Origin of the sequence: Streptomyces sp. H39-C1, from assembly GCF_027158125.1 — a bacterium.
GTDB lineage: Bacteria > Actinomycetota > Actinomycetes > Streptomycetales > Streptomycetaceae > Actinacidiphila > Actinacidiphila fildesensis.
In genome coordinates this window covers 73482-98235 of sequence record NZ_JAPVLS010000018.1, presented here as the reverse complement: position 1 = coordinate 98235, position 24754 = coordinate 73482, and the positions used below count along the sequence as shown (strand labels likewise).

23 protein-coding genes and 7 tRNA genes are annotated in these 24754 nt (G+C 73.7%); 17 read left to right on the top strand and 13 right to left on the bottom strand.

The window, feature by feature from the left end:
• Positions 1 to 106 precede the first annotated feature (106 nt).
• The 4 genes from cbiE (at position 107) to O3W51_RS14865 (ending at position 7145) form a co-directional block, all read left to right on the top strand.
• Entirely contained in the window at positions 107 to 1309 is a 1203-nt protein-coding gene (gene cbiE, locus O3W51_RS14880; RefSeq protein WP_138352672.1) for a precorrin-6y C5,15-methyltransferase (decarboxylating) subunit CbiE, read from the top strand.
• Between the two features lie 261 nt (positions 1310 to 1570).
• On the top strand, positions 1571 to 4822 hold the full coding sequence (gene cobT, locus O3W51_RS14875; RefSeq protein WP_269286112.1) for a nicotinate-nucleotide--dimethylbenzimidazole phosphoribosyltransferase: 3252 nt from the start codon (positions 1571 to 1573) through the stop codon (positions 4820 to 4822).
• 196 nt (positions 4823 to 5018) lie between these two features.
• Entirely contained in the window at positions 5019 to 6251 is a 1233-nt protein-coding gene (gene cobA / locus O3W51_RS14870; protein WP_138352670.1) for a uroporphyrinogen-III C-methyltransferase, read from the top strand.
• Positions 6252 to 6326: 75 nt separating this feature from the next.
• Positions 6327 to 7145 carry a TrmH family RNA methyltransferase gene (locus O3W51_RS14865; RefSeq protein WP_138352669.1) on the top strand — a complete coding sequence of 273 codons (819 nt, stop codon included), beginning with the start codon at positions 6327 to 6329 and terminating at the stop codon, positions 7143 to 7145.
• Positions 7146 to 7398: 253 nt separating this feature from the next.
• Here O3W51_RS14865 and O3W51_RS14860 read toward each other — a convergent pair whose 3' ends face one another.
• The 3 genes from O3W51_RS14860 to O3W51_RS14850 form a co-directional block, all read right to left on the bottom strand.
• On the bottom strand, positions 7399 to 8535 hold the full coding sequence (locus O3W51_RS14860; protein WP_138352668.1) for an acyl-CoA dehydrogenase family protein: 1137 nt from the start codon (positions 8533 to 8535) through the stop codon (positions 7399 to 7401).
• A complete protein-coding gene (locus O3W51_RS14855; protein WP_138352667.1) occupies positions 8532 to 9734 on the bottom strand; it encodes an acyl-CoA dehydrogenase family protein in 1203 nt (400 codons plus the stop codon). The genes O3W51_RS14860 and O3W51_RS14855 overlap by 4 nt, the downstream gene beginning before the upstream one ends.
• Positions 9735 to 9854: 120 nt before the next feature.
• Entirely contained in the window at positions 9855 to 11018 is a 1164-nt protein-coding gene (locus O3W51_RS14850) for a serine/threonine-protein kinase (protein WP_138352666.1), read from the bottom strand.
• Positions 11019 to 11219: 201 nt separating this feature from the next.
• Here O3W51_RS14850 and O3W51_RS14845 point away from each other — a divergent pair, with 201 nt between their 5' ends.
• The 4 genes from O3W51_RS14845 to O3W51_RS14830 all read left to right on the top strand — a co-directional run bounded on the left by O3W51_RS14845 (position 11220) and on the right by O3W51_RS14830 (position 13432).
• The gene (locus O3W51_RS14845; protein ID WP_138352665.1) at positions 11220 to 11450 is read left to right on the top strand and encodes a hypothetical protein; all 231 of its coding nucleotides are present in this window, start codon (positions 11220 to 11222) and stop codon (positions 11448 to 11450) included.
• 305 nt (positions 11451 to 11755) lie between these two features.
• On the top strand, positions 11756 to 11959 hold the full coding sequence (locus tag O3W51_RS14840; RefSeq protein ID WP_138352664.1) for a hypothetical protein: 204 nt from the start codon (positions 11756 to 11758) through the stop codon (positions 11957 to 11959).
• A 171-nt stretch (positions 11960 to 12130) separates the two neighbouring features.
• Positions 12131 to 13054 carry a phosphotransferase family protein gene (locus tag O3W51_RS14835; protein WP_198359266.1) on the top strand — a complete coding sequence of 308 codons (924 nt, stop codon included), beginning with the start codon at positions 12131 to 12133 and terminating at the stop codon, positions 13052 to 13054.
• A gap of 63 nt (positions 13055 to 13117) precedes the next feature.
• Positions 13118 to 13432, top strand: coding sequence for a TFIIB-type zinc ribbon-containing protein (locus tag O3W51_RS14830; RefSeq protein ID WP_198359265.1), 315 nt, complete (start codon positions 13118 to 13120; stop codon positions 13430 to 13432).
• 92 nt (positions 13433 to 13524) lie between these two features.
• Here the strand turns inward: O3W51_RS14830 and O3W51_RS14825 are convergent.
• The 5 genes from O3W51_RS14825 to O3W51_RS14805 form a co-directional block, all read right to left on the bottom strand.
• Positions 13525 to 13596 (bottom strand) — tRNA-Val (locus O3W51_RS14825).
• 44 nt (positions 13597 to 13640) lie between these two features.
• A tRNA-Val gene (locus O3W51_RS14820) sits at positions 13641 to 13712 on the bottom strand.
• A 44-nt stretch (positions 13713 to 13756) separates the two neighbouring features.
• Positions 13757 to 13828, bottom strand: a tRNA-Val gene (locus tag O3W51_RS14815).
• Positions 13829 to 13831: 3 nt separating this feature from the next.
• Positions 13832 to 13902 (bottom strand) — tRNA-Cys (locus O3W51_RS14810).
• A 33-nt stretch (positions 13903 to 13935) separates the two neighbouring features.
• A tRNA-Gly gene (locus O3W51_RS14805) sits at positions 13936 to 14007 on the bottom strand.
• Positions 14008 to 14212: 205 nt separating this feature from the next.
• Between O3W51_RS14805 and O3W51_RS14800 the strand changes: the two genes are divergently transcribed.
• Genes O3W51_RS14800 through O3W51_RS14790 form a run of 3 tightly spaced genes read left to right on the top strand, consistent with a single transcriptional unit; the run spans position 14213 to position 16957 of the window.
• A complete protein-coding gene (locus O3W51_RS14800) occupies positions 14213 to 15244 on the top strand; it encodes a chorismate-binding protein (protein ID WP_138352725.1) in 1032 nt (343 codons plus the stop codon).
• A complete protein-coding gene (locus O3W51_RS14795) occupies positions 15241 to 16062 on the top strand; it encodes an aminotransferase class IV (protein ID WP_138352661.1) in 822 nt (273 codons plus the stop codon). Before O3W51_RS14800 ends, O3W51_RS14795 begins: the two co-directional genes overlap by 4 nt.
• Positions 16063 to 16117: 55 nt before the next feature.
• Positions 16118 to 16957: a GNAT family N-acetyltransferase gene (locus tag O3W51_RS14790; RefSeq protein WP_138352660.1), complete on the top strand. Its 840-nt coding sequence runs from the start codon at positions 16118 to 16120 to the stop codon at positions 16955 to 16957.
• 37 nt (positions 16958 to 16994) lie between these two features.
• On the opposite strand, the gene O3W51_RS14785 is transcribed toward O3W51_RS14790, so the two are convergent.
• Positions 16995 to 17510 (bottom strand): DsbA family protein, encoded by a 516-nt coding sequence (locus O3W51_RS14785; protein WP_164296999.1) that lies wholly within the window; start codon positions 17508 to 17510, stop codon positions 16995 to 16997.
• Positions 17511 to 17659: 149 nt separating this feature from the next.
• On the opposite strand from O3W51_RS14785, the gene O3W51_RS14780 reads away from it, so the two are divergent.
• Both O3W51_RS14780 and O3W51_RS14775 read left to right on the top strand, forming a co-directional pair.
• Complete coding sequence (locus O3W51_RS14780; RefSeq protein ID WP_138352658.1) at positions 17660 to 18133, top strand: hypothetical protein; 474 nt, start codon at positions 17660 to 17662, stop codon at positions 18131 to 18133.
• Positions 18134 to 18221: 88 nt separating this feature from the next.
• Positions 18222 to 18434, top strand: a complete 213-nt coding sequence (locus O3W51_RS14775; protein WP_138352657.1) for a hypothetical protein — start codon at positions 18222 to 18224, stop codon at positions 18432 to 18434.
• A 169-nt stretch (positions 18435 to 18603) separates the two neighbouring features.
• Here the strand turns inward: O3W51_RS14775 and O3W51_RS14770 are convergent, their stop codons facing one another.
• Both O3W51_RS14770 and O3W51_RS14765 read right to left on the bottom strand, forming a co-directional pair.
• On the bottom strand, positions 18604 to 19164 hold the full coding sequence (locus O3W51_RS14770) for a CGNR zinc finger domain-containing protein (protein ID WP_138352656.1): 561 nt from the start codon (positions 19162 to 19164) through the stop codon (positions 18604 to 18606).
• A gap of 187 nt (positions 19165 to 19351) precedes the next feature.
• Entirely contained in the window at positions 19352 to 19765 is a 414-nt protein-coding gene (locus O3W51_RS14765) for an SsgA family sporulation/cell division regulator (protein ID WP_003959770.1), read from the bottom strand.
• Positions 19766 to 19955: 190 nt separating this feature from the next.
• Here O3W51_RS14765 and O3W51_RS14760 point away from each other — a divergent pair, with 190 nt between their 5' ends.
• Both O3W51_RS14760 and O3W51_RS14755 read left to right on the top strand, forming a co-directional pair.
• Positions 19956 to 20369, top strand: coding sequence for a TIGR02611 family protein (locus tag O3W51_RS14760; RefSeq protein ID WP_138352655.1), 414 nt, complete (start codon positions 19956 to 19958; stop codon positions 20367 to 20369).
• Positions 20370 to 20423: 54 nt separating this feature from the next.
• A tRNA-Val gene (locus O3W51_RS14755) sits at positions 20424 to 20495 on the top strand.
• Positions 20496 to 20581: 86 nt separating this feature from the next.
• Here O3W51_RS14755 and O3W51_RS14750 read toward each other — a convergent pair.
• Complete coding sequence (locus tag O3W51_RS14750; protein ID WP_269286102.1) at positions 20582 to 23119, bottom strand: SCO7613 C-terminal domain-containing membrane protein; 2538 nt, start codon at positions 23117 to 23119, stop codon at positions 20582 to 20584.
• 142 nt (positions 23120 to 23261) lie between these two features.
• Here O3W51_RS14750 and O3W51_RS14745 point away from each other — a divergent pair, with 142 nt between their 5' ends.
• Both O3W51_RS14745 and O3W51_RS14740 read left to right on the top strand, forming a co-directional pair.
• Positions 23262 to 23726: an SRPBCC family protein gene (locus tag O3W51_RS14745; RefSeq protein ID WP_138352654.1), complete on the top strand. Its 465-nt coding sequence runs from the start codon at positions 23262 to 23264 to the stop codon at positions 23724 to 23726.
• A 38-nt stretch (positions 23727 to 23764) separates the two neighbouring features.
• Positions 23765 to 23836 (top strand) — tRNA-Val (locus tag O3W51_RS14740).
• Positions 23837 to 23909: 73 nt separating this feature from the next.
• On the opposite strand, the gene O3W51_RS14735 is transcribed toward O3W51_RS14740, so the two are convergent.
• Positions 23910 to 24659 (bottom strand): exonuclease domain-containing protein, encoded by a 750-nt coding sequence (locus O3W51_RS14735; RefSeq protein ID WP_269286098.1) that lies wholly within the window; start codon positions 24657 to 24659, stop codon positions 23910 to 23912.
• Positions 24660 to 24754: the final 95 nt, after the last annotated feature.

The following is a 24754-nucleotide window of genomic DNA, read 5'->3' as shown; positions in this document are numbered from 1 at the left end:
TCGGCGCCGTCGTCCGGTCAAGATCGGGCCCCGGGGTACTGTGCTTTCCCGGGGGAGCGCGCCACGCCCGGACACCGACCGCGACCACGCCCAGGAGACTGACGACATGGCCGACCGGGTCACCGTGATCGGGTGGGACGGCTCGCCGCCGTCCGATGCCGCGCTGTCGGCGCTCGCCGCAGCCACCCTGGTGGCCGGTACCCGCCGTCATCTGGACCTGCCGTACGTACCGGCGGCCGCCGAGCGGATCGTGCTCGGCAGCATCGAACTGGCCGCCCGCCGGATCGCCAAGCACCGGGGCACCGCGGTGGTACTGGCCGACGGCGACCCGGGCTTCTTCGGCGTCGTGCGCGCCCTGCGCGATCCGGAGCACGGCCTGGAGATCGAGGTCGTCCCCGGCGTCTCCTCCGTCGCACGGGCCTTCGCGCTGGCCGGCATGCCGTGGGAGGACGCCCGCGTCGTCGTCGCGCACAGCCGGTCGCTGCGCCGCGCGGTCAATGTGTGCCGGGCCTACCCCAAGGTCGCCGTGCTGACCGCACCCGGCGCGGGCCCCGCGGAACTCGCCCTGCTGCTCGAGGGCGTACACCGCACCTTCGTCATCTGCGAGGCGCTGGGCACCGAACACGAGCAGGTCAGCGTCCTCACCTCGGACAAGGTCGCCGACCACATCTGGCGCGATCCCAACGTCGTCCTGGTCGTCGGCGGCATCACCTCCGCGGACCCGGCGGTCGCGGGCCGCAGCGGCTGGATCGCCGGCCGCGACCCGGGGTTCCCCGGCGCGGTGCGCGGCTGGGCCCTGCCGTCCTCGGAGTACGGCGGCGACGGCTCGCACCAGCTGCGGGCGCTCCAACTCGCCCGGCTGGGACCGCGCACCGGTGACCTGGTCTGGGACATCGGCTCCGCGGACGGGGCGTTCGCCGTGGAGGCCGCCCGGTTCGGCGCGGCGGTGATCGCGGTGGACCGTGACGAGGACGCCTGCGACTGGATCACGGCGGCCGGCCGGCGCTTCGGCGTCCAGCTCCAGGTCGTGCACGGCACCGCGCCGCAGGCGCTGGAGGACCTCCCCGAGCCGGACGTCATCCGGATCGGCGGGGGAGACGCCGAAGTCGTCACGGCGTGCGCCGCCCGGCGCCCCGAGCGCATCGTCGCGAGTGCGGGCAACCGGGACGAGGCGGAGGCGGTCAGCCGGGCCCTGGAGGAGGGCGGCTACGACGTCGAACGCGCCCTGCTGCAGACCGTCGAACTGGATTCCGGCTGGGCGGAACGCGAACGCCTCGTCACCTTCGCCCTCTGCGGCCACCGCAGGTGACAGCGGGCCCGCCGGCCCGCCCGCACTGTGGACCCTTGGACCGTCCTCCGGCGCACGCGCGGTAGGCTGGCGGATCGTTGTGCCGTCGTCGTGCGTTGACGGATCGACCCGTTGTCGATCTGCTGGTCATCCGTCGCCGCCGGGCAGCACACGCGGTGCCGACGCGCCGCATTCCCCGCCTTCCGGCCGTTGTGGCCGGCGGGTGGACAGTGTGCGCGGCGCGGCGTTGGAAGGAGCGATACCGATGGGCGAGGGGCACGCATGACTGACACCGGCCAGGTCCCGGGCGAGGGACTGCCGGAGAACGCAGTCGGGGAAGCGGTTCCGCAGCCGCCCGCCGATCTGCCCGGCAGTGCCGCTCACCAACCGACCGCTCCCCACTGGGGAACGGACGCGCTGAGCGGCGACGGCGCTCCCGCGTACACCTTCCTCGACCAGTCGGAGCCTTCCGGCCCGGCGGTCGACGACGACGAGGACCTGCTCCTGATGCCCAGTCTGCAGGGCTCCTGGAGCGATCCCCAGCCCGTTCCGCCGCAGCCCGAGGTCGTCGTGCCTCCCCTCAACGGAGAGGGGCACGCGTCCCACGAGTCCGCGGGACGCGACTCCGGATCCCTCGACTACGGGACGGTCCGGCTGCCGCAGGCCGAGCAGCCGCTGCCCGAGGGTGCGGTCCCCGCCGCCGTCCAGGAACCGGAGCCCGTGGCCCAGCAGGCCACGGAGCAGGTTCCGGAGCCGGCGGCCGAGCCGTTCGCCGCCGAGCAGCCGGCCGCCCAGCCGACGCCGCCCCGGCGGCCGTTGCACATGGGTCCGCCGATGCCGGACCCGGCTTCCAGCGGTGTCTCCGTCCGCTCGCTGGCCGACCGCGGACCGGCTACGGCCCAGGGCCAGACGCCCGCCCCGCTGCGCGCGACCGGCGGCCCGGCCACCGCGGGACCCGAGTACCTCGACGTCCCGCACAGCGACTCCGCAGCCATCCCCGCGCAGCAGACCGGCGAGGCTCCCGAGCCCGCCGCCGTCGGGCAGCCGGGCTCGCCCGTCCAGGGCAGCGCATGGCCGTCGGCGGCGCCCGCCGTCCCCGTGGCGCAGCAGCAGGACCTCCCGCCCGTGGTCCTCGCGGCGGTACCCGCGCCCGAGCCGGTCCAGCCGCAGCCGCAGGCCGCGGTGGAGCAGTCGGGCGCGGCCCAGCCGTCCGTCCAGGCCGAGCACCCCGCCGCGGTCCAGCCGCAGGCCGTGGCACCGGTCGTCCCCGCCCAGGGAGTGCCGGCAACGCCGCACGCGGGCACGCCCGTCCCGGACGCCGTGGCCGCACCGATCGCCGTCGCGCCGGCAGCGCAGGCCGAACCGGTCGCGCCCGTCGCACCCGTGGAAGCAGTGGCACCCGTGGCTCCCGTCGCACCGGAGCCGGTGCAGCCGTCCGTGAACGTGCAGGTGCCGCCGGTCGTCGTCGCCGCGCAGCCGCCGGTGCAGGTCACCGAGGTCCCTGCCGAAACGATCACTCCTCCGGCGGCTCCCGCCCAGCACCCGGCGGAGCCCTACGTCCTGCCCGACGCGCTGCCCGAGCCCATCGGCGTACCGGCAGCGGCGGCCCCGGCGCCGTCCGCACCGCAGGACGCTCCGGTGCCGGACGCTCCCGCCCCGGACCTGACCGCCGCCGTCCTGGCGCCGGTTCCGGCCGAGCAGCCGCCCGTGCCCGGTACGCCGGTCCCGGCCGAACTCCCCGGTGAGCCGGACGAGTCCGCCGCCCCGCCCGCCGAGGCACCCGTACCGGTCGTGCGGCAGCCCGCCGCCGACGGGTACGAACCCGCCGTCCGTGACGCGGTCCACCGCGTGATCCGCGAACGCCGGGACATCCGCAACGGCTTCCGCGACGACCCCATCCCGCACGAGGTGCTGCTGCGCGTCCTGGAGGCGGCCCACACCGCCCCCAGCGTCGGCCACTCGCAGCCCTGGGACTTCGTGGTCATCCGCTCCGCCAAGACCCGCGAGCGTATGCACGAGCTGGCAAACGAGCAACGCGACGCGTACGCCAAGTCGCTGCCGAAGGCCCGCGCCAAGCAGTTCCGGGAGCTGAAGATCGAGGCGATCCTCGACACCCCGGTCAACATCGTCGTCACCGCCGACCCCACCCGTGGCGGCCGGCACACGCTCGGCCGGCACACCCAGCCGCAGATGGCCCCGTACTCCTCCGCCCTCGCGGTCGAGAACCTGTGGCTCGCCGCCCGCGCCGAAGGGCTCGGGGTCGGCTGGGTCAGCTTCTTCGACGAGCGCCAGATGGTCCGTGAGCTGGGGCTGCCCGAGCACCTCGAAGTCGTCGCCTACCTCTGTATCGGCTACGTCGACGAGTTCCCGGAAGAGCCCGAGCTGATGCAGGCCGGCTGGTCCCAGCGCCGCCCGCTGTCCTGGGTGGTCCACGACGAGGAGTACGGCAACCGCGCCCTGCCCGGCGAGGAGCCGCACGACCTGCTGGAGGAGACGCTCCGCGGCATCCGCCCGCTGGACGCCAAGGCGCTCGGCGAGGCCTGGGAGCGGCAGAAGCGGATGGCCAAGCCGGCCGGCGCGCTCGGCATGCTGGAGATCATCTCCGCGCAGCTCAGCGGCCTGTCCCGGCAGTGCCCGCCGCCGATCCCGGAGCCCGCGGCCGTCGCGATCTTCGCCGGTGACCACGGGGTGCACGCCCAGGGCGTCACGTCCTGGCCGCAGGAGGTGACCGCCCAGATGGTCGCCAACTTCCTCGGCGGCGGCGCGGTCTGCAACGCGTTCGCCAACCAGGTCGGCGCCGAAGTCTGCGTCATCGACGTCGGCGTCGCGTCGGAACTCCCCAGCACCCCCGGGCTGCTGCCCCGCAAGGTCCGGTACGGCACCGCGGACTTCACCGCCGGTCCCGCCATGACCCGCGACGAGGTGCTGCGCGCCATCGAGGTCGGCATCGAGACCGCCCGCGACCTGGTCGCGGCCGGCAACAAGGCGCTGCTCACCGGCGAGATGGGCATCGCCAACACCACCACCTCCGCCGCGCTCATCTCGGTCTACACCGGCCAGGACCCGGCCGAGGTGACCGGTCGCGGCACCGGCATCAACGACGAGATGCACGCCCGCAAGATCGACGTCGTCCGCCGTGCGCTGGACCTGCACCGCCCGGACCCGGCCGACCCGATCGGCGTACTCGAGGCGATCGGCGGCCTGGAGCACGCCGCCATGGTCGGCCTGCTGCTCGGCGCCGCGGCGCTGCGCACACCGGTGATCCTGGACGGCGTCAGCGCCGGCGCCGCCGCGCTGGTCGCCCGCGCCATCGCCCCCGAGGTGCTGGCCGCCTGCATCGCCGGCCACCGCAGCGCCGAGCCGGGCCATGTCGCGGCCCTCACCAAGCTGGGCCTGCGACCGCTGATCGACCTCGACCTGCGACTCGGCGAGGGCACCGGCGCACTGCTGGCGCTGCCGCTGGTGCAGAGCGCTGCGCGCGTCATGCACGAGGTCGCGACGTTCGACTCCGCGGGAGTCACCGAGAAGGGCTGACGCCCATGACGTCAGCAGCGAACGCCGGGCGCGCCGGGTGCGGCCGCCCGGCGTCGCCGCGCGCAGGTGTGATCTTGCGCGCTGCGGCCCGGGCGCATCCGACCGTAGGGTTGGCAACAGGGGCCCGGCCCCGCGCGCACCACAGCCGCTCCAAGGGAGCAGCGGCAGCAACTTCGCCACAAGGAGCCGTACAGCCATGGCCGACGACCGCAACGACGCTCCCGCCTATCCCGTCGGGTTGCGGCTGTCCGGACGGCGGGTGGTCGTGCTCGGCGGCGGTACCGTCGCGCAGCGCAGGCTGCCGGCGCTCGTGTCGGCGGGCGCCGACATCGTGCTCGTCTCGCCGACGGCGACCCCGTCCGTCGAGGCGATGGCCGACGCGGGCGAGCTGCGCTGGGAACGCCGTCCGTACCAGGAGGGCGACCTCGCGGACGCCTGGTACGCGCTGATCGCCACCACCGACACGACTGCGAACGCCGCCGCGTCCGCGGAGGCCGAGGCCCGCCGCGTCTGGTGCGTGCGCAGCGACGACGCCGAGGCCGCCACCGCGTGGACCCCCGCCACCGGACGCAGCGAAGGGGTGACCGTCGCCGTCCTCACCGGGCGCGACCCGCGCCGCTCCGCGGCCGTCCGCGACGCGGTCGTCGAAGGGCTGCGGGACGGCACGCTGGTCGCTCCCCGGCACCGCGAGCGGACCCCCGGCGTGGCGCTCGTCGGCGGCGGCCCCGGCGACCCGGACCTGATCACGGTGCGCGGCCGGCGGCTGCTCGCCGAGGCCGACGTGGTCATCGCCGACCGGCTCGGCCCCCGCGACCTGCTGGACGAACTCCCGCCGCACGTCGAGGTGATCGACGCCGCGAAGATCCCCTACGGCCGGTTCATGGCCCAGGAGGCGATCAACAACGCGCTCATCGAGCACGCCAGGGCCGGCAAGGCCGTGGTCCGGCTCAAGGGCGGCGACCCGTTCGTCTTCGGGCGCGGCATGGAGGAGGCCGAGGCGCTCGCCGAGGCGGGCATCGCCTGCACCGTCGTGCCCGGCATCTCCAGCTCCATCAGCGTGCCCGGCGCCGCCGGCATCCCGGTCACCCACCGGGGCGTCGCGCACGAGTTCACGGTCGTCAGCGGCCATGTCGCCCCCGAGGACCCGCGTTCCCTCGTGGACTGGCCGGCGCTCGCGAAGCTGCGCGGCACGCTCGTGCTGCTCATGGCCGTCGAACGGATCGGTGCCATCGCCGCCGCGCTCGTCCAGCACGGCCGTTCCGCCGACACCCCGGTCGCCGTCATCCAGGAGGGCACCATGGCCGCGCAGCGGCGTGTGGACGGCACCCTGGCGACCGTCGCCCAGGTCGTCGCCGACGCGGAGATCCGGCCGCCGGCCGTCATCGTCATCGGCGACGTCGTCACCGTCGGCCGCGCCGTCCAGGGGTAGGCAGCGCCCGGCGGGTACCGGCCAGGTAGCCACCCCGGCGTTGGCATGTGCCGCGGGACAGGGCAGTATCAGCCTGTGGCTGAGCTCATCACGATCGACGACCCGGACGACCCGCGCCTTCACGACTACGTGGCCCTGACCGACGTCGAGCTGCGGCGCCGCCGCGAGCCCGCCGAAGGGCTGTTCATCGCGGAGGGCGAGAAGGTGATCCGGCGCGCCCGGCACGCCGGGTACCGCATGCGGTCCATGCTCCTGTCGGCCAAGTGGGTCGACGTCATGCGCGACGTCATCGACGAGGTGCCGGCGCCGGTGTACGCGGTGAGCCCGGAGCTCGCCGAGCAGGTCACCGGCTACCACGTGCACCGCGGCGCGCTCGCCTCCATGGGCCGCAAGCCGCTGCCGGAGGCGGACGACCTGCTGGGGACCGCGCGCCGCATCGTCGTCATGGAATCCGTCAACGACCACACCAACATCGGCGCCATCTTCCGCAGCGCCGCGGCGCTCGGCATGGACGCCGTGCTGCTCTCCCCGGACTGCGCCGACCCGCTCTACCGACGCTCCGTCAAGGTCTCGATGGGCGCGGTCTTCTCGGTGCCCTACGCCCGCCTCGACAGCTGGCCCCGCGACCTGGAGACGGTGCGCGCGGCCGGCTTCAAGCTGCTCGCCCTCACCCCGGCCGACAAGGCCACCGACATCGACGAGGCCGCCCCGCACCGGCTGGAACGGGTCGCCCTGCTCCTCGGCGCGGAGGGCGACGGTCTGTCCACCCAGGCCCTCGTCGCCGCCGACGAATGGGTCCGCATCCCGATGGCCCACGGCGTCGACTCCCTGAACGTCGGCGCCGCGGCGGCCGTCGCCTTCTACGCGGTGGCGTCCGGCCGCCCCCAGGACTGAGAAGCGCCCGTCCGACCCAAGGGGACGTGGCGGGGTGCCGCCGCAGGCGACGAGAATCCACCACCGTCACTGTGCGGACGGCCCGCGGGTTCGAGCGCCGAGGAGGTGCCCCGCCACGTCCCCGACCCACCCGCGACGGTGCCGCCGTCGCCGGGCAGCAGGCGCGATGACACCTCCACCCGCGAGCCGGGGCGCCCATCAGCCGGAGGCGCCCGGCCGTCCCACCGACTGACGGCCGGTCACCACCCGGGACTCAGGCCGGGAGACCCACCAACTCGGCGAGAGCCGCCCGGTGGCGGCCCGGCGTGCCCAGGGCGATCTCGTCGGCCTTGGCGCGCTTGAGGTAGAGGTGGGCGGGGTGCTCCCACGTCATGCCGATACCGCCGTGCAGCTGGACGCACTCCTCCGCCGCGTGCACGGCGGTCGTGGCGCAGTGCGCCTGGGCGACGGCCACCGCGACGGCCGCGTCAGGACTGCCGGACGCCAGCGCGTCGGCGGCGTTGCGCGCGGCGGCGCGGGCCGAGACGACCTCCAGCCAGAGGTCCGCCAGCCGGTGCTTGAGGGACTGGAAGGATCCGACGGGACGGCCGAACTGATGCCGCTCGCCCAGGTAGCGCACGGTCTCGTCGAGGCACCACTGGGCGATGCCCAACTGCTCGGAGGCGAGCAGACCGGCCCCGGCGAGCAACGCGGCGCGCAGCGCATCGGCGGCCGAGTCGGGACCGACGAGCAGCCGGGCGGCGACCGCGTCCAGGGTGAGGTCGGCGATCGGCCGCGTCAGGTCGAGCGAGACCGGCACGTCGATGGAGACCCCGGGGGCGTCGGCGGCGATCTCGTAGAGGCCCGGCCCGTCGGGGCCGACCGCCGGCACGACGAGCACGTCCGCGGCCGACGCGTCGGCGACGCCGGTGATCCGGCCGCTCAGCGTGCCGTCGGCCGCAACACGAACACTCCCCGGGAACGCGGCGCCGGGCGCCGTGGGCAGCGGTACGGCCAGCGCCGCGGTGGCCTCGCCGGAGGCGAGCCGCTTCAGCAGCGGACCCGCCGCCGCGGGTGCGGCCAGCAGCGCCGAGGTGGCGAGCACCGCGCTGCCGAGGAACGGCACCGGCGCGACCGCGCCGCCGAGTTCCTCCAGCACCACCGCGGCCTCACGGGCGGACGCCCCCTGGCCGCCGAGCTCTTCCGGTACGAGCAGCCCCGCGATGCCGATCTCCGCGGCCAGCGTGCGCCACAGGTCCAGGTCGTACGGGGTGCCGCTCTCGATCCGGGCCAGCACCGCGGTCGGCGGGCAGCGGTCCGCCAGCAGACCGCGAACGGCGGACCGCAGATCGTCCTCGACGTCGGAGTACAGCAGATCGGGGGTCGCGGGCTGCGACGACGGCTGGTTCATCGGGGAAGGTCCTTCCAGGCGGCGTCCTTGTCGGTGCGGGGCTCGGACGGCAGGCCGAGCACCCGCTCGGAGACGATGTTGCGCAGGATCTCGGAGGTGCCGCCCTCGATCGAGTTGCCCTTGGCGCGCAGATAGCGGTAGCCCGCGTCCCGGCCGAAGAAGTCGACGGTCTCCGGGCGGGTCATCGTCCAGTCGCCGTAGCGCAGTCCGTCCTCGCCGAGGAGTTCCACCTCCAGGCCGCTGATCTGCTGGTTGAGCCGGGCGAAGGCGAGCTTCAGCCCGGAGCCCTCGGGGCCGGGAGCACCGGCGGCGAGCTGCTGGCGGACCCGTTCCGCGGTGAGCCGGGAGACCTCGGAGTCCACCCACAGGCGCAGCAGCCGGTCGTGCAGGTCCGGGGTGCGCAGCTCGGGCCGTTCGCGCCAGGTGGCGGCGACCGTGCCGATCATCCCGCCCTCGCGCGGGATGGAGGCGCCGCCGATCGCGACCCGCTCGTTCATGAGGGTGGTCTGCGCGACCCGCCAGCCGTCGCCGACGGCCCCGAGCCGGTGCGCGTCCGGGATCCGGACGCCGGTCAGGAAGACCTCGTTGAACTCGGCCTCACCGGTGATCTGCCGCAGCGGGCGGACCTCGACACCGGGGTCGGTCATGTCGCAGACGAAGTACGTGATCCCGCGGTGCTTGGGCAGGTCGGGGTCGGTGCGGGCGATGAGGATGGCCCAGCGCGCGTTGTGCGCGTTGGACGTCCAGACCTTCTGGCCCGTCACCACCCAGTCGTCGCCGTCCCGTACCGCGCGGGTGCCGAGCGAGGCCAGGTCGGAGCCGGCGCCCGGCTCGCTGAAGAGCTGGCACCAGACCTCCTCACCGGTCCACAGCGGCCGCAGGAAGCGGGCCTTCTGCTCGTCGGTGCCGAAGGTCAGGACGGTCGGGGCGGCCATGCCCAGGCCGATGCCGATCCGGCGCGGATCGTTCTCGGGCGCTCCGGCCGCCGCCAGCTCGGCGTCCACGACCCCTTGCAGGGAGCGGCGGGCGCCGAGGCCGCCCAGGCCCTGGGGGTAGTGCACCCAGGCCAGGCCCGCGTCGAACCGGGCCCGCAGGAACGCGAGGCGGTCGGTGGAGGCGGGGTCATGCGCGGAGAGCAGCGCCCGCACACGGTGACGCAGGCCCTCCTCGTCGGGGGTGCCCGCCGGTTCGGTCGTCATACGCCACGTCCTTCCCGCTCATCCATCTCATCGCGACTAAGCAAGCGCTTGGTAACGTAGTCGATGTGAGGGTGCCGACGCCAGACCCCGCAGCAGCGCGGGTGGGCTTCGGGAGAGGGGTCAGCGCGGCCAGGCGCCCTGCGCGACCGCGATACAGGCCGCGGCCAGCAGCGTCACGATGACGAAGACGATGAGGCGCTGCCGCAGCAGCCGCCGGTCGGGCCCGCCGGGCCGGCGTCCCGCGGGCGTGCGGGGCGCTGGAGTGCGCGGTGCGGGAGTGCGCTGCCCCGGCGGCCGCGGGACCGGCGTACGGCCGGTGTGCCGCGCCGAGGACGCCGTACCGCCCGCCGTCCGCCGCTCGGTGTGCTGCTGGGCGTACTCCTCGGCCCGCCGCCCGGTGGGCCGCTCCGGGCGCGGGCCCGCCGTCTTCGGCACCGCCTCGCGCCGGGGCGCGCCGAGCCCGCGCGCCTCACGCGCCGCGATCTCGGCCAGCCGCTCGGACAGCTGAACGGTGCTGGGCCGGTCCCCGGGGTCCTTCGCGAGACACGCGTAGACCAGCGGAGCGAGCGCGTCCGGCACCCCGCTCAGATCCGGCTCCTCGTGCACGACCCGGTACAGCATCACCTCGGAACTGCCCTGCCCGAACGGCGAGTCGGCGGTCGCCGCGTACGCGAGGGTCGCGCCGAACGCGAAGACGTCGGTCGCCGGGGTGACGGCCGCGCCGCGCACCTGCTCGGGGGCGAGGAACCCGGGGGAGCCGACGGCCGTCCCCACATGCGTCAGGGTGCTCGCGCCGGTCGACCACGCGATCCCGAAATCGATGATCCGCGGGCCCTTCGGCGACAGCAGGATGTTCGACGGCTTCAGATCGCGGTGGACCACGCCCGCCTCGTGCACCGCCACCAGGCCGTCGGCGAGCGCCGCGCCGATCGCGGCGACCTCGGACGCCTGCAGCGTCCCCTCCTCGGCGACCTTGTCGTGCAGCGAGGGGCCGGGCACGTACTGGGTGGCGAACCACGGCCGGTCCGCGTCCAGATCGGCCGCCACCAGCCGCGCCGTGCAGCCGCCGCGGATCCTGCGCGCGGCCGAGACCTCCCGCGCGAACCGCGAACGGAACTCCTGATCCTCCGCCAGTTCCGGCCGGATCACCTTCAGTGCCACCCGCTGGCCGCGCTTGTCGGCACCCAGGTACACCACACCCATGCCGCCGGCGCCCAGCCGCCGGTGCAGCCTGAACGAGCCGACGACACGCGGATCCTCGCGCCGGAGCCGCATCATCGCCATGTTCTTCCCCGCTGCCTGGCCAGTTGGACGTCCACAGCTTACGGACTGAACTCCCGCTGCGCCGATAGGCCGCGCATGCGCCGGACGGGGGATTGTCAGTGCCGGGTGGGATCCTTAAGAGGTGGGAACGGACCGCTCCGAAGGGGTGGAACGGCCGGGCCCGCACCATCAACGGCCCGTCTGCCAAGGGGGAATGACGCCGTGAAAGGTGATCGCGTGGAGATAGTCGTGGATGCCGGGGACACCACCCGTACCTATGAGGTGGTGGCCACCAGGGCCGGCCGCCGGGTCGAGACCGCGGTGCGCCGCGGTGTGGTGGAAGTGAGTGAAGTCACCCGCAACGGCACCGTCGTCCGTACCGCCCGATTCATGTCCACCCGGGTGCTCGCCCTGGTGGAGCAGCCCATTCCGAGGGACGACACCGAAGCCTAGGCCGGGTCCAGCGCGACCGAAGGGCCCGGCGGGCGGTCATCCCCTGGGGGTAGCCCCCTCAGGGATCACCCTGGGACCGGGGGCCCGGTGTCCACCCAGGGGAGTACCCCGGGCGGGTCCGCGTCATCCTCCCGGAGGCCCGGAAAGCGGTACGACGGCATGACGACCAGGCCATGGCGCGCACCTAATCTTGAAATCAAGCGGCGGGCGTAGCACTCGTCCCCCGAGGTCAGACGCCCGCCGCTTGCCTGACCGACAACCAGACGTACCACCAGCGTGAACGACCGACACCTCAGGAGAGGGCCATGGCGAACACAGTGAGTCGTACGGTGCGCCCCGTGCGCGGCAGCAGGATCGCCGCCTTCGGTACCCGCCCGTCCGGCACGCGCCATCCGCTGGTCGCAGCGGCCATGGTGCTGCCACTCGCGGTGCTCCTCGCCCTGCTCTTCGGAGGCTTCGACGCGGTGGCCGCACAAGCGTCGTCCGTAGCCGGGCTGATGGGGCGCTGACACAGCGCCCCGTTGCATCGGCCCCATGCCCGGAAGAGCGGTCCGGGCTGGGGAACCGGTACGAAACCCCGTGGGGACGGGGGTGCGACGGACGGCCGTGATGCCCGGGTACCAGCGGTGGTACCTGGGCATCACGCACGTCAGGGCCCGCGAGGGTGCTTGACTGAACGTATGACAGTGGTGGGGGAGGAGCTGACGGCGGAGCTCGCCGCGCTCGCCGCGGGCATCTCCGGCGTACCGGAGACCTCGGTGCTCGCCCACCGGCCCGACGGCACGGTGGTCCGCAGCGGCGCGCTCGTCGCCAAGGCCCACGCCGGTGACACCGACCCTGAGGCCCTCACGGTCCGCCTCGGGGTCGCCGCGCACCCGTTGCTGCGCGGCATCCTGCTCGCCCCGCTGCCACTGCCGGCGCCCAGGACAGGCTCGCTGCTGCACGGCCGCCCCGTCACCGCTTGGCCGCTGGGTGTACCGGTGGACCGCGAGGAGCCCGGCAGTGCCCCCTGGGAGGACGCCGCCGTCCTGCTCGCCCGGCTGCACGCCGTCCCCCCGCAGGCGCTGCCGTACCCGCTGCCGCCCATGCGCGGCCCCGCCAAGGCGGCCCGCGCCGTCGCCCGGATGACCGCCGGCGCCCGGTCGCCCGCCGCGGACACCGTGCTGCGGGCCTGGGAGTGTCTGCCGGGCTGGGCCCGCGACGAGGCACCGCAGCCGCGTGCGGACACCCTCTGCCACGGTGATCTGCACCTCGGCCAGCTCGTCCGGCACCCCGCCCCCGGCGGTCCGTGGCAGCTCATCGACGTCGACGACCTGGGGATCGGCGATCCCGCCTGGGACCTGGCCCGCCCCGCCATGTGGTTCGCGACCGGACTGCTCGACCCGGACGTCTGGACGCGCTTCCTGGGCGCCTACCGGGACGCGGGCGGCCGGGCGGTCCCCCCCGACGGCGACCCCTGGCCGTATCTGGACGTGCCGGCCCGCGCGTTGACCGTCCAGTCGGCCGCGCTGGCCGTGGTGCGGGCCGCCCGCGAGAACCGACCGCTCGACGAAGTCGAGCAGGACCTCACCGCTGCCTGCGCCCGGATCACCCACGTATCGTGAACCCAGCTCCGCCGGACGGGCGTTCCGGTGGCGAATCACCGCAATTGAGGAGTTGAGCCGGAGATGCACTGTCCCAAGTGCCAGGGCCCGATGCACACGTTCAATCGCAACGGCGTCCAGATCGAGCAATGCGGCAACTGCCGGGGGATCTTCCTGGACTACGGCGAGCTGGAGGCACTCACCCGTGTCGAAGGCCAGTGGAACCAGCCGGCCGCGCCGCCGCAGCAGGCCTACCCGGCCCAGCAGGCCTACCCGGCACCGCAGGCGTACCCCGCGGGTCCCGCCTGGAGCGCCCCGCAGCACGGCGGCCACGGCGGTCACCACGGCGGCCACCACCAGAAGCACCGCAGCTTCGGGCACATGCTCTTCTCGTCCTGATCCCAGGACGGATGCCGGGGACGCCCGGCGAGCGGCAGCGGGAACGACCGAGGGCCGGAGCGATGATCGCTCCGGCCCTCGGTCATGACGTGTGCGCGATACTGGGATTGAACCAGTGACCTCTTCCGTGTCAGGGAAGCGCTCTCCCGCTGAGCTAATCGCGCGGGACCCACTACAACTGCTGCCATGCAAGTGGTGCTGTGCTGCGTGCGCGATACTGGGATTGAACCAGTGACCTCTTCCGTGTCAGGGAAGCGCTCTCCCGCTGAGCTAATCGCGCGGGACCCACTACAACTGCTGCGATACAAGTGGTGCTGTGCTGCGTGCGCGATACTGGGATTGAACCAGTGACCTCTTCCGTGTCAGGGAAGCGCTCTCCCGCTGAGCTAATCGCGCGTGAGGTGGAGACGGGATTTGAACCCGTGTAGACGGCTTTGCAGGCCGTTGCCTCGCCTCTCGGCCACTCCACCAACATCGCGGGGGACGGGAAATCCCCCACGCCGAGCGGACGACGAGATTCGAACTCGCGACCCTCACCTTGGCAAGGTGATGCTCTACCACTGAGCCACGTCCGCAGGTGTCGTAGCTCCGGGGCGCTTCCGCGTCCCGGCGACGTGTTGAACTCTAGCGGATTCCACGGCCAGCTCAAAAACCGGTTTCCGCAGCGTGCCGGGCTGCTGACCAGCGGATGACCAGCGGGGCGCCGCGACGGGCACCGCTCTAGACTCGGCCACACCCCTTCGGACCGACCCTGGAAGCACTGTGCGAGACCTCGTCCCGATGGCCCGCTTCGGCGGCCGCGTCGCCTCCGACCTGCGAGATGTCACCAGCGATCTCGCCGCGCTCGACTCCTCGGGCTTCTGGGCGGTGTCCGTGGACTTCGAGGGACAGGTGGTGTGCGCGCGCTTCGGGGACGTCCGCAGCGCGCCGCCGGCGGCGCCGGACGGCTGGTGCGGACCGGCCACCGGAGCGTGGACCTCCTCACTGGACCGGGACGCCTATATCGCGGGTGTGCGCCGTATACGCGCGTACATCGCGGCCGGCGACGTCTACCAGGCCAACCTCTGCCGGGTGCTGTCCGCTCCGCTGCCCGACCCCGCCCGGTCCGACGTCGACGCGCTCGGCTCGGTGCTCGCCCACGGCAACCCGGCCCCGTACGCGGGCACCATCCGGCTCCCCGGGCACGGTGTGGAGATCGCCACCGCGTCCCCCGAGCTCTATCTGCGCCGTGACCGCTCCCTCGTCGAATCCGGCCCGATAAAGGGCACCGGACGTACGGAGGCGGATCTGCTGCCCAAGGACCACGCCGAGAACGTGATGATCGTGGACCTGGTCCGCAACGACCTGGGGCGGGTCTGCGCGACCGGTTCGGTCACCGTCCCGGAGCTGTGCGCCGTCGAGAAGCACCCCGGGCTGGTCCACCTCGTCTCGACCGTGCGGGGTGAACTGCGCCAGGACACCGGCTGGGCCGGGCTGTTCGCCGCCACCTTCCCGCCCGGCTCGGTCACCGGAGCCCCCAAGTCCAGTGCGCTGCGGATCATCGAGGAACTGGAGACGGTGCCGCGCGGCCCCTACTGCGGGGGTATCGGCTGGGTGGACGCCGATCGCGGCACCGGTGAACTGGCCGTGGGGATCAGGACGTTCTGGGTCGACCGCACCGGCCCGGAACCGCTGCTGCGCTTCGGCACGGGAGCCGGCATCACCTGGGGCTCCGACCCCGTGCGGGAGTGGGACGAGACCGAGCTGAAGGCGTCCCGGCTGCTGGCGGTAGCGTCGGGGGACCATCCGGGACACGAAGGGACCACACCGTGAAGATCTGGGTCGATGGCACGCTGCGGGACGCCGCTGACGCCACGGTGTCGGTGCTGGACCACGGGATCACCGTGGGTGACGGGGTCTTCGAGACGCTCAAGGCGGTCGACGGCGCGGCGTTCGCGATCACCCGCCACCTGGACCGGCTGACCCGGTCCGCACGCGGTCTCGGACTCCCGGACCCGGACCACGACGAGGTGCGCAGGGGCTGCGCGGCGGTCCTGGCGGCCAACCCGGTGCCGCTCGGCCGGCTCAGGATCACGTACACCGGCGGGCTCTCCCCGCTCGGCTCCGACCGCGGCGACGCGGGACCCACCCTGATCATCGCCCTCGGCGAGGCCGCCGCCCGGCCCGACACCACCGCCGTGGTCACGGTGCCGTGGACCCGTAACGAGCGGGGCGCGCTCAGCGGTCTGAAGACCACCTCCTACGGCGAGAACGTCGTGGCGCTCGCCCGCGCCCACGCCCACGGCGCCTCCGAGGCGATATTCGGCAACACCGTCGGGCGGCTCTGCGAGGGCACCGGCTCCAACATCTTCGTCGTGCTCGACGGGCAACTGCTCACCCCGCCGCTCTCCTCCGGCTGTCTCGCCGGCATCACCCGCGAGCTGGTCGCCGAGTGGAGCGGGGCCCAGGAGGCGGATCTGCCGCTGGAGGCGCTCGACGAGGCCGAGGAGATCTTCCTGACGTCCACCCTCCGCGATGTCCAGGCGGTACGGCTGGTCGACGGGCGGGAACTGCCGGGAGCACCGGGCCCGGTCACCGCCAAGGCGATGCGGGTCTTCGCGGAACGGGCCGGAGCCGACCCGAATCCGTGACGTGGCGCTGAGGAGCGGGTAGAACTGGCCCCAGTCCAAACGGGGGAGTGACGCCATGACAACCACCCTGCGACCCGATCAGCCGGAGCGGCACGGAGCGGCGGGCGCGCGTTCGCGCCGCTACACCGTATGCGTCAACAGCAGGCCGGTCGGCGGGATCGAGCTCTCCGCCGGGCCGCGGTTCGGCGTCACGGCCGGCCGGATCACCGGACTGGAGATCCACGAGGCGGACCGGCGGCGCGGCCGCGCCACGGTCGCCGCGCTCGCCGCCGAGGAGGTGCTCCGCGGCTGGGGGTGCGACGAGGTGACGGTCGACATCCCGGCGGACGCCGTCCTCGCGCAGCGGCTCGCGGACACCCTCGGCTACACCGAGCGCAACCGCGGCATGGTCAAGCGGCTGTCCGGTCCCGCACCCGAACTGCCCGCAGGCAGCACCGTCCGCCCGGTGACCGAGGCGGAGTTCCCCGCCTGGAACGAACAGAAGATGATCGCGTACGTGGAGGGCATGGTGACCCGCGGCGTCCCGTTCGCCCAGGCCTCCGCCCGGGCCGAGGCCGACCACAGCGCGGCCCTGCCGGACGGCCCCCGCACCGACGGCACCCTGCTGCTGACCCTGGTCCACCGGCGCCGGGACGTCGGCACCCTGTGGCTGAGGCTGCGGGACGCGGCCGACCCGGGGGTCCCGGCGTGGGTCTTCTCCGTCGAGGTGGCCGAGGAGCACCGCGGCCAGGGGCACGGCCGCACCCTGATGCTCGTCGCGGAGCGGGAGTGCCTGGGCGCCGGGGTCGGCACCCTGGGCCTGAACGTCTTCGGCGGCAACACGCCGGCGCTGCGGCTGTACGAGTCCCTGGGGTACGCGACCACGCGCCGCCATCTGTTCAAGCGGCTGCTCTAGCGGCTGCTGCTCCAGAGGAGAGGACTTCGGACCGGACCTATCCGGCCAGCAGCCGGTCCGCGATCTCCTCGATCCGGGCGCGCAGCCCCTCCTGGCTCTTGCCGCCGTCGAGCCGCTGCCCGTCGATCACATACGTCGGCGTGCCCGTGACACCGATCGCCCGGCCCTCGGCCTCGTCGGCATCGACGATCAGCAGGTGCCGGCCGTCGATCAGCGCGGTGTCCACCTCCTCCGCGTCCAGCCCCATTTCGCGGGCCACCTCCACGAGAAGCTCCTCGCCGCGCTTGCCGAGCTCTTCCGTCCGGGCCAGCACCGCCTCGGTGTACGGCCAGCCCTGCCCCTGCGCCCAGGCCTCCTCGGCCGCCTGGGCGGCGGCGAGGGCGTGCTGGTGCTTCTCCAGCGGGAAGTGCCGCAGCTGGATGTCCAGCGCGTCGCCGTAGCGGGCGCGCAGCGCGCGTACGTCGTCGAGGGCGGTGCGGCAGTCGGGGCACTGCAGCTCGCACCAGACTTCCAGGACGGCGCGGGCGGTGGCAGGGGGAGTGACGTCGTTCATGCGGCCCAGTCTGGCACCTGGGGAGGAGCCCTCCCCCGAGATCACCCTGAGACAGGTCCCGGGACGTGGCCTCCGGCTTCGCGACGGGTGCACGATGGATACAGGAACATCCCGATACCGCCGCAGGAGTACAGGATCAGGAGCACTGGATGCTGACCGCTACCGTATGCGTCGCACTGTCCGCGGCGGGCCTGGCGATCGCGATGCTGACCGCGTACCGCCGGCGTTACCTCGCGGCCGTCCGCACCGCCGCCTTCGCCCTGCTGCCGGTGGGCCTGTACATGACGGGCCTGGTGACCCTGGGCCGGAAGGTCGGCACGGCCACCGGGAGCTGGGCCGCGGACCTGGTCTTCAAGCCGACGGTGTGGCTGGGCTTCGGTGTGCTCGCGGTGTCCGTGGTGCTCTACACGGTGACGCGCTTCGCCGCCGGCCGCGCCGGCGGCAGCCGCCGTGAACGCAAGGCCGCCGCTGCCGCCGCGGGTGCTCCGGCGGTGGCCCCCGGCGCCTCCCAGCCCTCACTGCCCGCGGGGCGCAAGCCGGCGGCGAAGTCCAAGGCCGCGACCGACGGCGGACTGTCCGATTTCTCCGACATCGAGGAGATCCTCAAGCGCCGCGGCATCTGACCTGCCGCAGGGCCCCGGAACGCAGAACCACCCCTGAGAGTTCGCGTGTTGGGCGCGGCGGCATGGGGTGCTGCGTCATCATCGCGGTGTGCTGCGATCTTCCGGGGGGTCACCCCCGTGCCCACGGCCGACACCTGAGGCCGAGAGGCCGGCCCCCGGAGACATTCCGCGGCCGAGGGCGGGCGCCGACGAGCCCAAGGGCTGTCTGTTCGCGCTCTCCCAGCCGCCGCTGATGCTCTTCCTCTGCGTGATCGCGGGGCTCATCGGATTCGGCGCGCTCTACGACATCGTCATGCTGTGAGCCGCGGCTAGGGCGGTGTCGAAAGTAGCGCTGTTCGCCCGGAGGGTGTGGCCCACGGTGTCTGGTGCGTGCGCTCGCAAGGCGGAGGGTCGTCCTCGTACTGGTCGTACGTGGACGAGCCCGACAACGCGGCGAGGGCGTGTGCCAGGCGGGACTTTCGCAACACGCTTTAGGGTCGGCTGGCCTCGCGCTGCCGGGCCCGGTACGCGGCGACATGCAGCCGGTTCCCGCAGGTGCGGCTGTCGCAGTAGCGCCGGGAACGGTTGCGCGACAGGTCGACGAAGGCCCGGCGGCAGTCGGGGGCGTCGCAGCGCCGCAGCCGCTCGCACTCACCGGCGACGACCAGGAACGTCAGCGCCATGCCGCCGTCTGCGGCCAGGTGGTCGGAGAGCGACGCGCCCGGGGCGAAGTAGTGCACATGCCAGTCGTGGCCGTCATGGTTCGTGAGCCGCGGGGTGGTCCCGGCCTCGGCGACCATCGCGTTCAGCAGAGTGGCGGCGGCCTGGGCGCTGGGGGCGCAGAACACCTGCGCGAACCGCTCACGCACCCGGCGCACGGTGGCGAGGTCGTGCTCGCCGAGCCGGCCCACCTCGCTCACGTGGTGTTCCTCGACGAACGCGCGCAGCGCGGCCACATCGTGCAGACCCTCCCGGCCCTCGCTCTCCGGGGAGGTGTTGATCAGGTCCACCACACAGTCGAGTGCGTACCTGGTGTCATGGTTGATCAACACGGAATCGCTCCCTGGCCGGTGGGGGTCGGGCGGCTGCGTTCCGGCGACTCTAGCGCGCGAGAGCCACCGCCGTGGGGGTCGTGGTCCACAGCGGTGGCTCTGTGAAGCGCATGCGAGGCTTCGTACGGCGGTCGGGTCCGGGCCATGCCCCCGAGTAGGACGGCACCGGACGGCTGGTGGGCTGGGGTCAGCTCTCCGCGAGGATGTGGGAGAGCTCGGTGTCCAGATCGAAGTGACGGTGCTCGGTGCCCGGGGGCACAGCGGCGTCGGTCCGCTTGAGGAACGACTCCAGTGCCCGCGCCGGGGCTTCGAGCAGCGCCTCCCCCTCTGGGGAGCTGAGGGCGATGCACACGACGCCCTGGCCATGACTGCGGGACGGCCAGACCCGGACGTCTCCGGTGCCGGTAGGCCGGTGCAGGCCCTCGGCGAGCAGATCGCGGGCAAACACCCATTCGACCGTCTCTTCGGCACCAGTGTGGAAGGTGGCGTGCACGGCATAGGGATCGGCCGTGTCGTACCGCAGGCCTGCGGGTACAGGCAGTGAGGATTCGCTCGACACAACGAGGCGCAGGTGCAGCTCGCAGCTGACCGTGGTGTTCATAAGCGCCAGGGCCTTTCGCTCAGTGTGCGCTCGGGGATTCGCACGTCGGCGAAATCGACATGCCACCTGCGGGGACGTTGTAAACCCCTCTGACTGGTTTGTGAGGCTTCTGGTACCTCGTCCGGCCCAGTACTTTTACGGTGTCGAAGGCCATTCCGGTGATCTCCGCCCTTCGGGTAGGTTTGGCGCCATGACTGCGGAGAGTGACGAAATTCAGGGGAATGTGGCCATGGACCGGAGACTCGGTTCCAAGGCTCCTGAATTCATCAGGAAATCCCGGGGACTGCACCTCAGCTGGCAGGTGGGGGTGTTCATCGTCGGGCTGGCCGTGGTGGCGGCCGGTGTGGTGATGCTGCCGCTGCCGGGCCCCGGCTGGTTGGTGATCTTCGGGGGAATGGCGATCTGGGCCACCGAATTCGTCTGGGCGCAGCTCGTGCTGCGCTGGACGAAGCGCAAGGTGACCGAGGCGGCGCAGCGTGCGCTCGACCCCAGGGTGCGGCGCCGCAACATCATCCTGACGGCCGTCGGACTGGTGATCATCGGCGCCCTGCTCGGCTACTACGTCTGGCGGTTCGGATTCGAGATGCCATGGCGGATCGGCTGACCCGCGGATGGTCCGGGGCACCGTCTGAGGTGCGGTAATGTTGTCCCCGCACGGGGGCGATTAGCTCAGTGGGAGAGCACTTCGTTCACACCGAAGGGGTCACTGGTTCGAACCCAGTATCGCCCACCCCGACCGAGGGCCCGGAAGCGAAACGCTTCCGGGCCCTCGGCGTTTCCGGGACTCCCGCGCCCCGGAAACCCAGCGCGCCGCGCTCAGCGCATCCGGCCGATGACCTCGCGCACCCGGCGGACGTCGCGCAGCCGGCGCTCGTACGTCGTGCCCAGCGCCAGCAGCAGCAGCCCCGCCACCGCGAGCGGCAGCCAGCGCGGCGCCGCGCCCACGACCTGGACGACGTACGGGGCCAGCTCGTGCAGCGCGAGGAGCACCAGGACGGCGCCGCCCAGCAGCAGCGGGGCCCGCAGCCGGTGCCGGGCGCCCAGCAGCGTCACGGCGAGCGCGCCCGCGCCCAGCAGCAGCGGGCGCTGCCAGTGCGCGTCGCCCCACGCGGTCACCAGACTGGGCAGCAGGGTCGCCGCCAGCCCCGGGCCGTAACTGGACCAGGACGAGGCCGCCGGGTCGCGGCGGCGGCGCAGCCAGCCGACGAGCAGCCCCGCGGCGGTCAGCGACAGCGTGTAGGCCTCCGGTGTCGTGACGCCGGAGGCGGCCAGCCGCACCCAGCTCGCCGCGGCCGTCAGGGCGCCGGCGGCGTAGACGGCCTGCCGGCGGTCCTGGCGCAGGGCGAGAGCGGCGGCCAGCACACCGGCCGCCGCGAGGACCAGGGCGAGGGCCGGAGCGTCCGGGACGGCCAACACGACCGCCAGCGCCGCCGCGACCCACCCCGCCGACTCCAGGGCCTGCCGGGGCCACCCGGACGGCGCCGCGGACAGCACGGCGGTGGCGCCGACCGCGAGGACCAGGAAGGCCGCCACCTGCGACGGATGGCCCGCGGCCGCCGGACCGGCCCAGGCCGGCCCGGTCGCGCACGCCACGGTGCCGACGGCGCCCACCGTCCGCCGCACGATGTCACCGCGCACCGCCGCGGTCCCCGCGAACGCCGCCAGGAGCACACCCAGCACGGCGAACGTGGCGGTCCGCCCGGCGAGACCCCAGGCCACCGCGGTCCCCGCGGTGGCCGTGCCGGCTATGAGCGCGGTGCGCGACAGCAGCGGCACGCGTACGGCCACGGCCGCCGCGAGCAGCGCGACGGCGAGTGCGAGCCGCAGGGAGAGCGCCACCGGGTACGTCGCGCCGGCGGCCGCGGGCAGCGCCGCGACGGTCACGGCGCCGCACACCACGGCCGCGGGGCCCGGCACCCGCCACGCGGGGCGCCGCAGCGCGGTCGCCGTGAGGACCAGGGCGAGCAGCCCGGCGACCACCACCATGGACGGCGGAGCGACCCGCAGCCCATGAGGCGTCAGAGCGTCGTGGGCGCTGTGCGGGGCGCCCGACCAGATCGAACCCACCCAGCTCAGCGGCCCGAAACAGGTCACGGCCAGCGCGGGCACCGCCCACAGCGCCGCCAGCAGATGCGCCGCCGAGGCTCCCGTCGCGACCCCGTCGGCCGTGGCGCCACGCGATCCGCCGCGCAGGGCGGCGGCCAGGGCCAGCACCGCCACCGCGCAGCCCAGGTACCCCGGTACGACCCAGTCGTCCGCGACCCACGTCCGCACCACGCCACCGGTCCCGGCGATGGTCACGAGAGCGGCCAGAGCGGCGAGCAGTGCGGCGGCGGGGTGCCGGGTGACGGGGGCGCTGAGGGGCGGCGTACCGGCGACGGGAACCGGGTGCACCGGAGCCGCCGCCGGGAGGCGGTGGGCGGCCGTGAGGGCCACCGCGGCACCTGCCAGCAGCAGGCCGCAGGCCTGCAGCGCGGCGCCGGTCGACGCGGCGTCCAGCGACAGCCACAGCGCGGCGGCCAGGCCCAGCAGACCCGACACCGTGCCGGCCACGGCGCCGGTCGTCCGCAGACCGCGCGGCAGCCGGCGGCCCGGTGCCGTTACGGCGAGAGCTGCGTCCGACGCGGCGGCGAGGAGCACGGCGGCGGCGAAACCGCGCACGGAGCTGTGCGCCCACGCCCACAGCGGCAGCGGCAGTTGGGCGAGGACCAGCGCGACGGGCGCGGGCAGCACGAGCCGGCCGCGCAGCAGCAGCCCGTAGCCCGCCCAGAGGGCGCTCACGACGGCGAGGCACCCGGCGGTGTACACCAGCGCGTGGATCTCGCCGAGCTCCGCGCTCACCCGCCGCACGGCGTACGCGTCGAGCAGCAGCAGGACCAGCCCGAGGCAGGCGATCACCTCGGCGGTAGCCGACAGCGCACGGCGCAGCAGGAGCGCGGGAACGGCGAGCGCGGTGAGGGTCAGCGCGCCCAGGACCGCGGACCGGCCGCCGATGCCGAGCTGTCCCCAGTTGACGACGGTGAAGGCGGTCACCGCGACGGCGAGCAGGGCGCCGCCGAGGGAGAGCAGCAGATTCTGCGCGCTCGGCGGTGACGTCTCACGGACGGGACCCGCGACGGGACGCGCGAACGGAACCGCGAAGGGACCCGCGGCCGGACCGGGGCGCGGGCCCCAGCCGGGCGGCGGCGGTGGGTAGGCCACCGGGCGCGCCGCGGCGAGCAACTGGGCCCGGCGGCCCAGGAGACGGCCGCGTTCCGCGTCGACCGCGGCGAGCGCGGTCCCGACCGCCCGTAGCTCCGCGGCGATCTCGCCGGTGAGCGGCAGCGCGCAGCGCGGGCACACCGGTACGGGCATCGCCGGGTGCGGAAACGTTCCGCAGGCCGGGCATTGGGCGGGTGGCGGTAGGGGCTCCATACCGATGGAGTGTGGCGTGGACCACGAGATCCGTCATCCGGGCCGGTACTCAGAACGTGCCTGAGTACCCACACTGGCTTCCATGGACTGGAGCCGTTACCGCTTCCGCACCACCTGGCGTCTCGGCGCCCGCCCCGATGCCGTCTACGCCGTTCTGGAACGTCCCGACGAGTACCCGTCGTGGTGGCGGCAGGTGCGCGAGGTGCGGCGCACCAGCGAGACCACCGGCACCCTCCGGTTCCGTTCCGTGCTCCCGTACGACCTGGTCGTCGACGCGCGCGAGTCGCGCCACGACGACGCCGCCGGAGTGCTGGAGGTGACGATGACCGGGGACCTGGAGGGCTGGGTCCGCTGGACGGTGACGGCCGACGGCGGCGGCACGCGGCTGCTCTTCGAGGAGGACGTGGTCGTCCGCAAGCCCCTGATGCGGCGCCTCGCGGTGCCGTGCCGGCCGTTCTTCCGGGCCAACCACGCGCTGATGATGCGCCAGGGGCGGCGGGGGCTGCGGGACCGGCTCGTGGCCGGCCCGGCCGGGAATGGCGTTTGAACGGACGGGCCCGCGCCCTGTATTGTTCGGGACGTCCCGGGCGATTAGCTCAGCGGGAGAGCACTTCGTTCACACCGAAGGGGTCACTGGTTCGATCCCAGTATCGCCCACAGCAGGGAAACCGGCCGGTCCTCATGGACCGGCCGGTTTCGTGCGTGACGGGCGCCGCGCGGGTCCTGGCGCTCAGGCGGCAGGGGGCCGTGCGCGCTGCGCGGGGATCATCGGCGCGGGCCGCAGCGGCCAGGACGGGTCGCAGCGTTCCGGCGTACCGTTCCTGGCGAAGTAGGCCTGCAGGCCGCGGGCTTGGCCCGCGTGCCACGCCGTCTGGCGTTCGTGCAGCTCGGCGGGGCCGAGCTCGGCGAGCCGCTCCGCGAAGCGGCGGCCTATCGCCCGGGCCAGCTCCAGGGACGCCGTCGCGTCCGCCGCGGCGTCATGCGCGTCCGCCAGCTCGACGCCGTAATGCGCGCACAGGTCGGTGAGGGTGCGCCGGCCCTTGCGGTAGCGGTCCAGCGCCTTGTCGAGCACCCGGGGGTCCAGGACGCACAGCGCCGCCCCGTCCAGCCGGCCGTGCAGCGTTCCGCCGCGGTGCCGTTTCAACTCCCGGTCCAGCAGCGTGAGGTCGAACGGCGCGTTCATCACCACCAGCGGCACCGACCGGGCCGCCCGGCCGGCGAGCGCCTGCGCCATCTCCTCGACGACCGGACCCGGCCGGCGGCCGTGCCGCCGCAGGAAGGCGTCACTGAGTCCGTGTATGGCTCGCGCGCCCTCCGGCACGGGCACACCCGGGTCCACCAGCCAGCGCAGGACACGGGGTTCGGCGCCGGGAGTGTCCTGCTCCACGAGGGCCCCGGAGACTATGCGGTCGTGCTCCACGTCCACGCCGGTGGTCTCGGTGTCGAAGGAGGCCAGTGGTCCGTCGTACCAGCGAGGCATGGGGTACTCCCAAGGATGTCGGGGAGGTTGACGGGCGGTCAGATCTGCCGCCCCTGAGCGGTATGTACCCGTAACTCGTGGTCACTGAACCGCAA

What these genes read in the sequence shown, in the direction of transcription:
- cbiE (WP_138352672.1), top strand. Translation starts at nt 107, where the DNA reads ATGGCCGACCGGGTCACCGTGATCGGGTGGGACGGCTCGCCGCCGTCC.
- cobT (WP_269286112.1), top strand. Translation starts at nt 1,571, where the DNA reads ATGACTGACACCGGCCAGGTCCCGGGCGAGGGACTGCCGGAGAACGCA.
- cobA (WP_138352670.1), top strand. Translation starts at nt 5,019, where the DNA reads ATGGCCGACGACCGCAACGACGCTCCCGCCTATCCCGTCGGGTTGCGG.
- O3W51_RS14860 (WP_138352668.1), bottom strand. Translation starts at nt 8,535, where the DNA reads ATGAACCAGCCGTCGTCGCAGCCCGCGACCCCCGATCTGCTGTACTCC.
- O3W51_RS14855 (WP_138352667.1), bottom strand. Translation starts at nt 9,734, where the DNA reads ATGACGACCGAACCGGCGGGCACCCCCGACGAGGAGGGCCTGCGTCAC.
- O3W51_RS14850 (WP_138352666.1), bottom strand. Translation starts at nt 11,018, where the DNA reads ATGGCGATGATGCGGCTCCGGCGCGAGGATCCGCGTGTCGTCGGCTCG.
- O3W51_RS14840 (WP_138352664.1), top strand. Translation starts at nt 11,756, where the DNA reads ATGGCGAACACAGTGAGTCGTACGGTGCGCCCCGTGCGCGGCAGCAGG.
- O3W51_RS14835 (WP_198359266.1), top strand. Translation starts at nt 12,131, where the DNA reads ATGACAGTGGTGGGGGAGGAGCTGACGGCGGAGCTCGCCGCGCTCGCC.
- O3W51_RS14830 (WP_198359265.1), top strand. Translation starts at nt 13,118, where the DNA reads ATGCACTGTCCCAAGTGCCAGGGCCCGATGCACACGTTCAATCGCAAC.
- O3W51_RS14800 (WP_138352725.1), top strand. Translation starts at nt 14,213, where the DNA reads ATGGCCCGCTTCGGCGGCCGCGTCGCCTCCGACCTGCGAGATGTCACC.
- O3W51_RS14790 (WP_138352660.1), top strand. Translation starts at nt 16,118, where the DNA reads ATGACAACCACCCTGCGACCCGATCAGCCGGAGCGGCACGGAGCGGCG.
- O3W51_RS14785 (WP_164296999.1), bottom strand. Translation starts at nt 17,510, where the DNA reads ATGAACGACGTCACTCCCCCTGCCACCGCCCGCGCCGTCCTGGAAGTC.
- O3W51_RS14780 (WP_138352658.1), top strand. Translation starts at nt 17,660, where the DNA reads ATGCTGACCGCTACCGTATGCGTCGCACTGTCCGCGGCGGGCCTGGCG.
- O3W51_RS14765 (WP_003959770.1), bottom strand. Translation starts at nt 19,765, where the DNA reads ATGAACACCACGGTCAGCTGCGAGCTGCACCTGCGCCTCGTTGTGTCG.
- O3W51_RS14760 (WP_138352655.1), top strand. Translation starts at nt 19,956, where the DNA reads ATGACTGCGGAGAGTGACGAAATTCAGGGGAATGTGGCCATGGACCGG.
- O3W51_RS14750 (WP_269286102.1), bottom strand. Translation starts at nt 23,119, where the DNA reads ATGCCCGTACCGGTGTGCCCGCGCTGCGCGCTGCCGCTCACCGGCGAG.
- O3W51_RS14745 (WP_138352654.1), top strand. Translation starts at nt 23,262, where the DNA reads ATGGACTGGAGCCGTTACCGCTTCCGCACCACCTGGCGTCTCGGCGCC.
- O3W51_RS14735 (WP_269286098.1), bottom strand. Translation starts at nt 24,659, where the DNA reads ATGCCTCGCTGGTACGACGGACCACTGGCCTCCTTCGACACCGAGACC.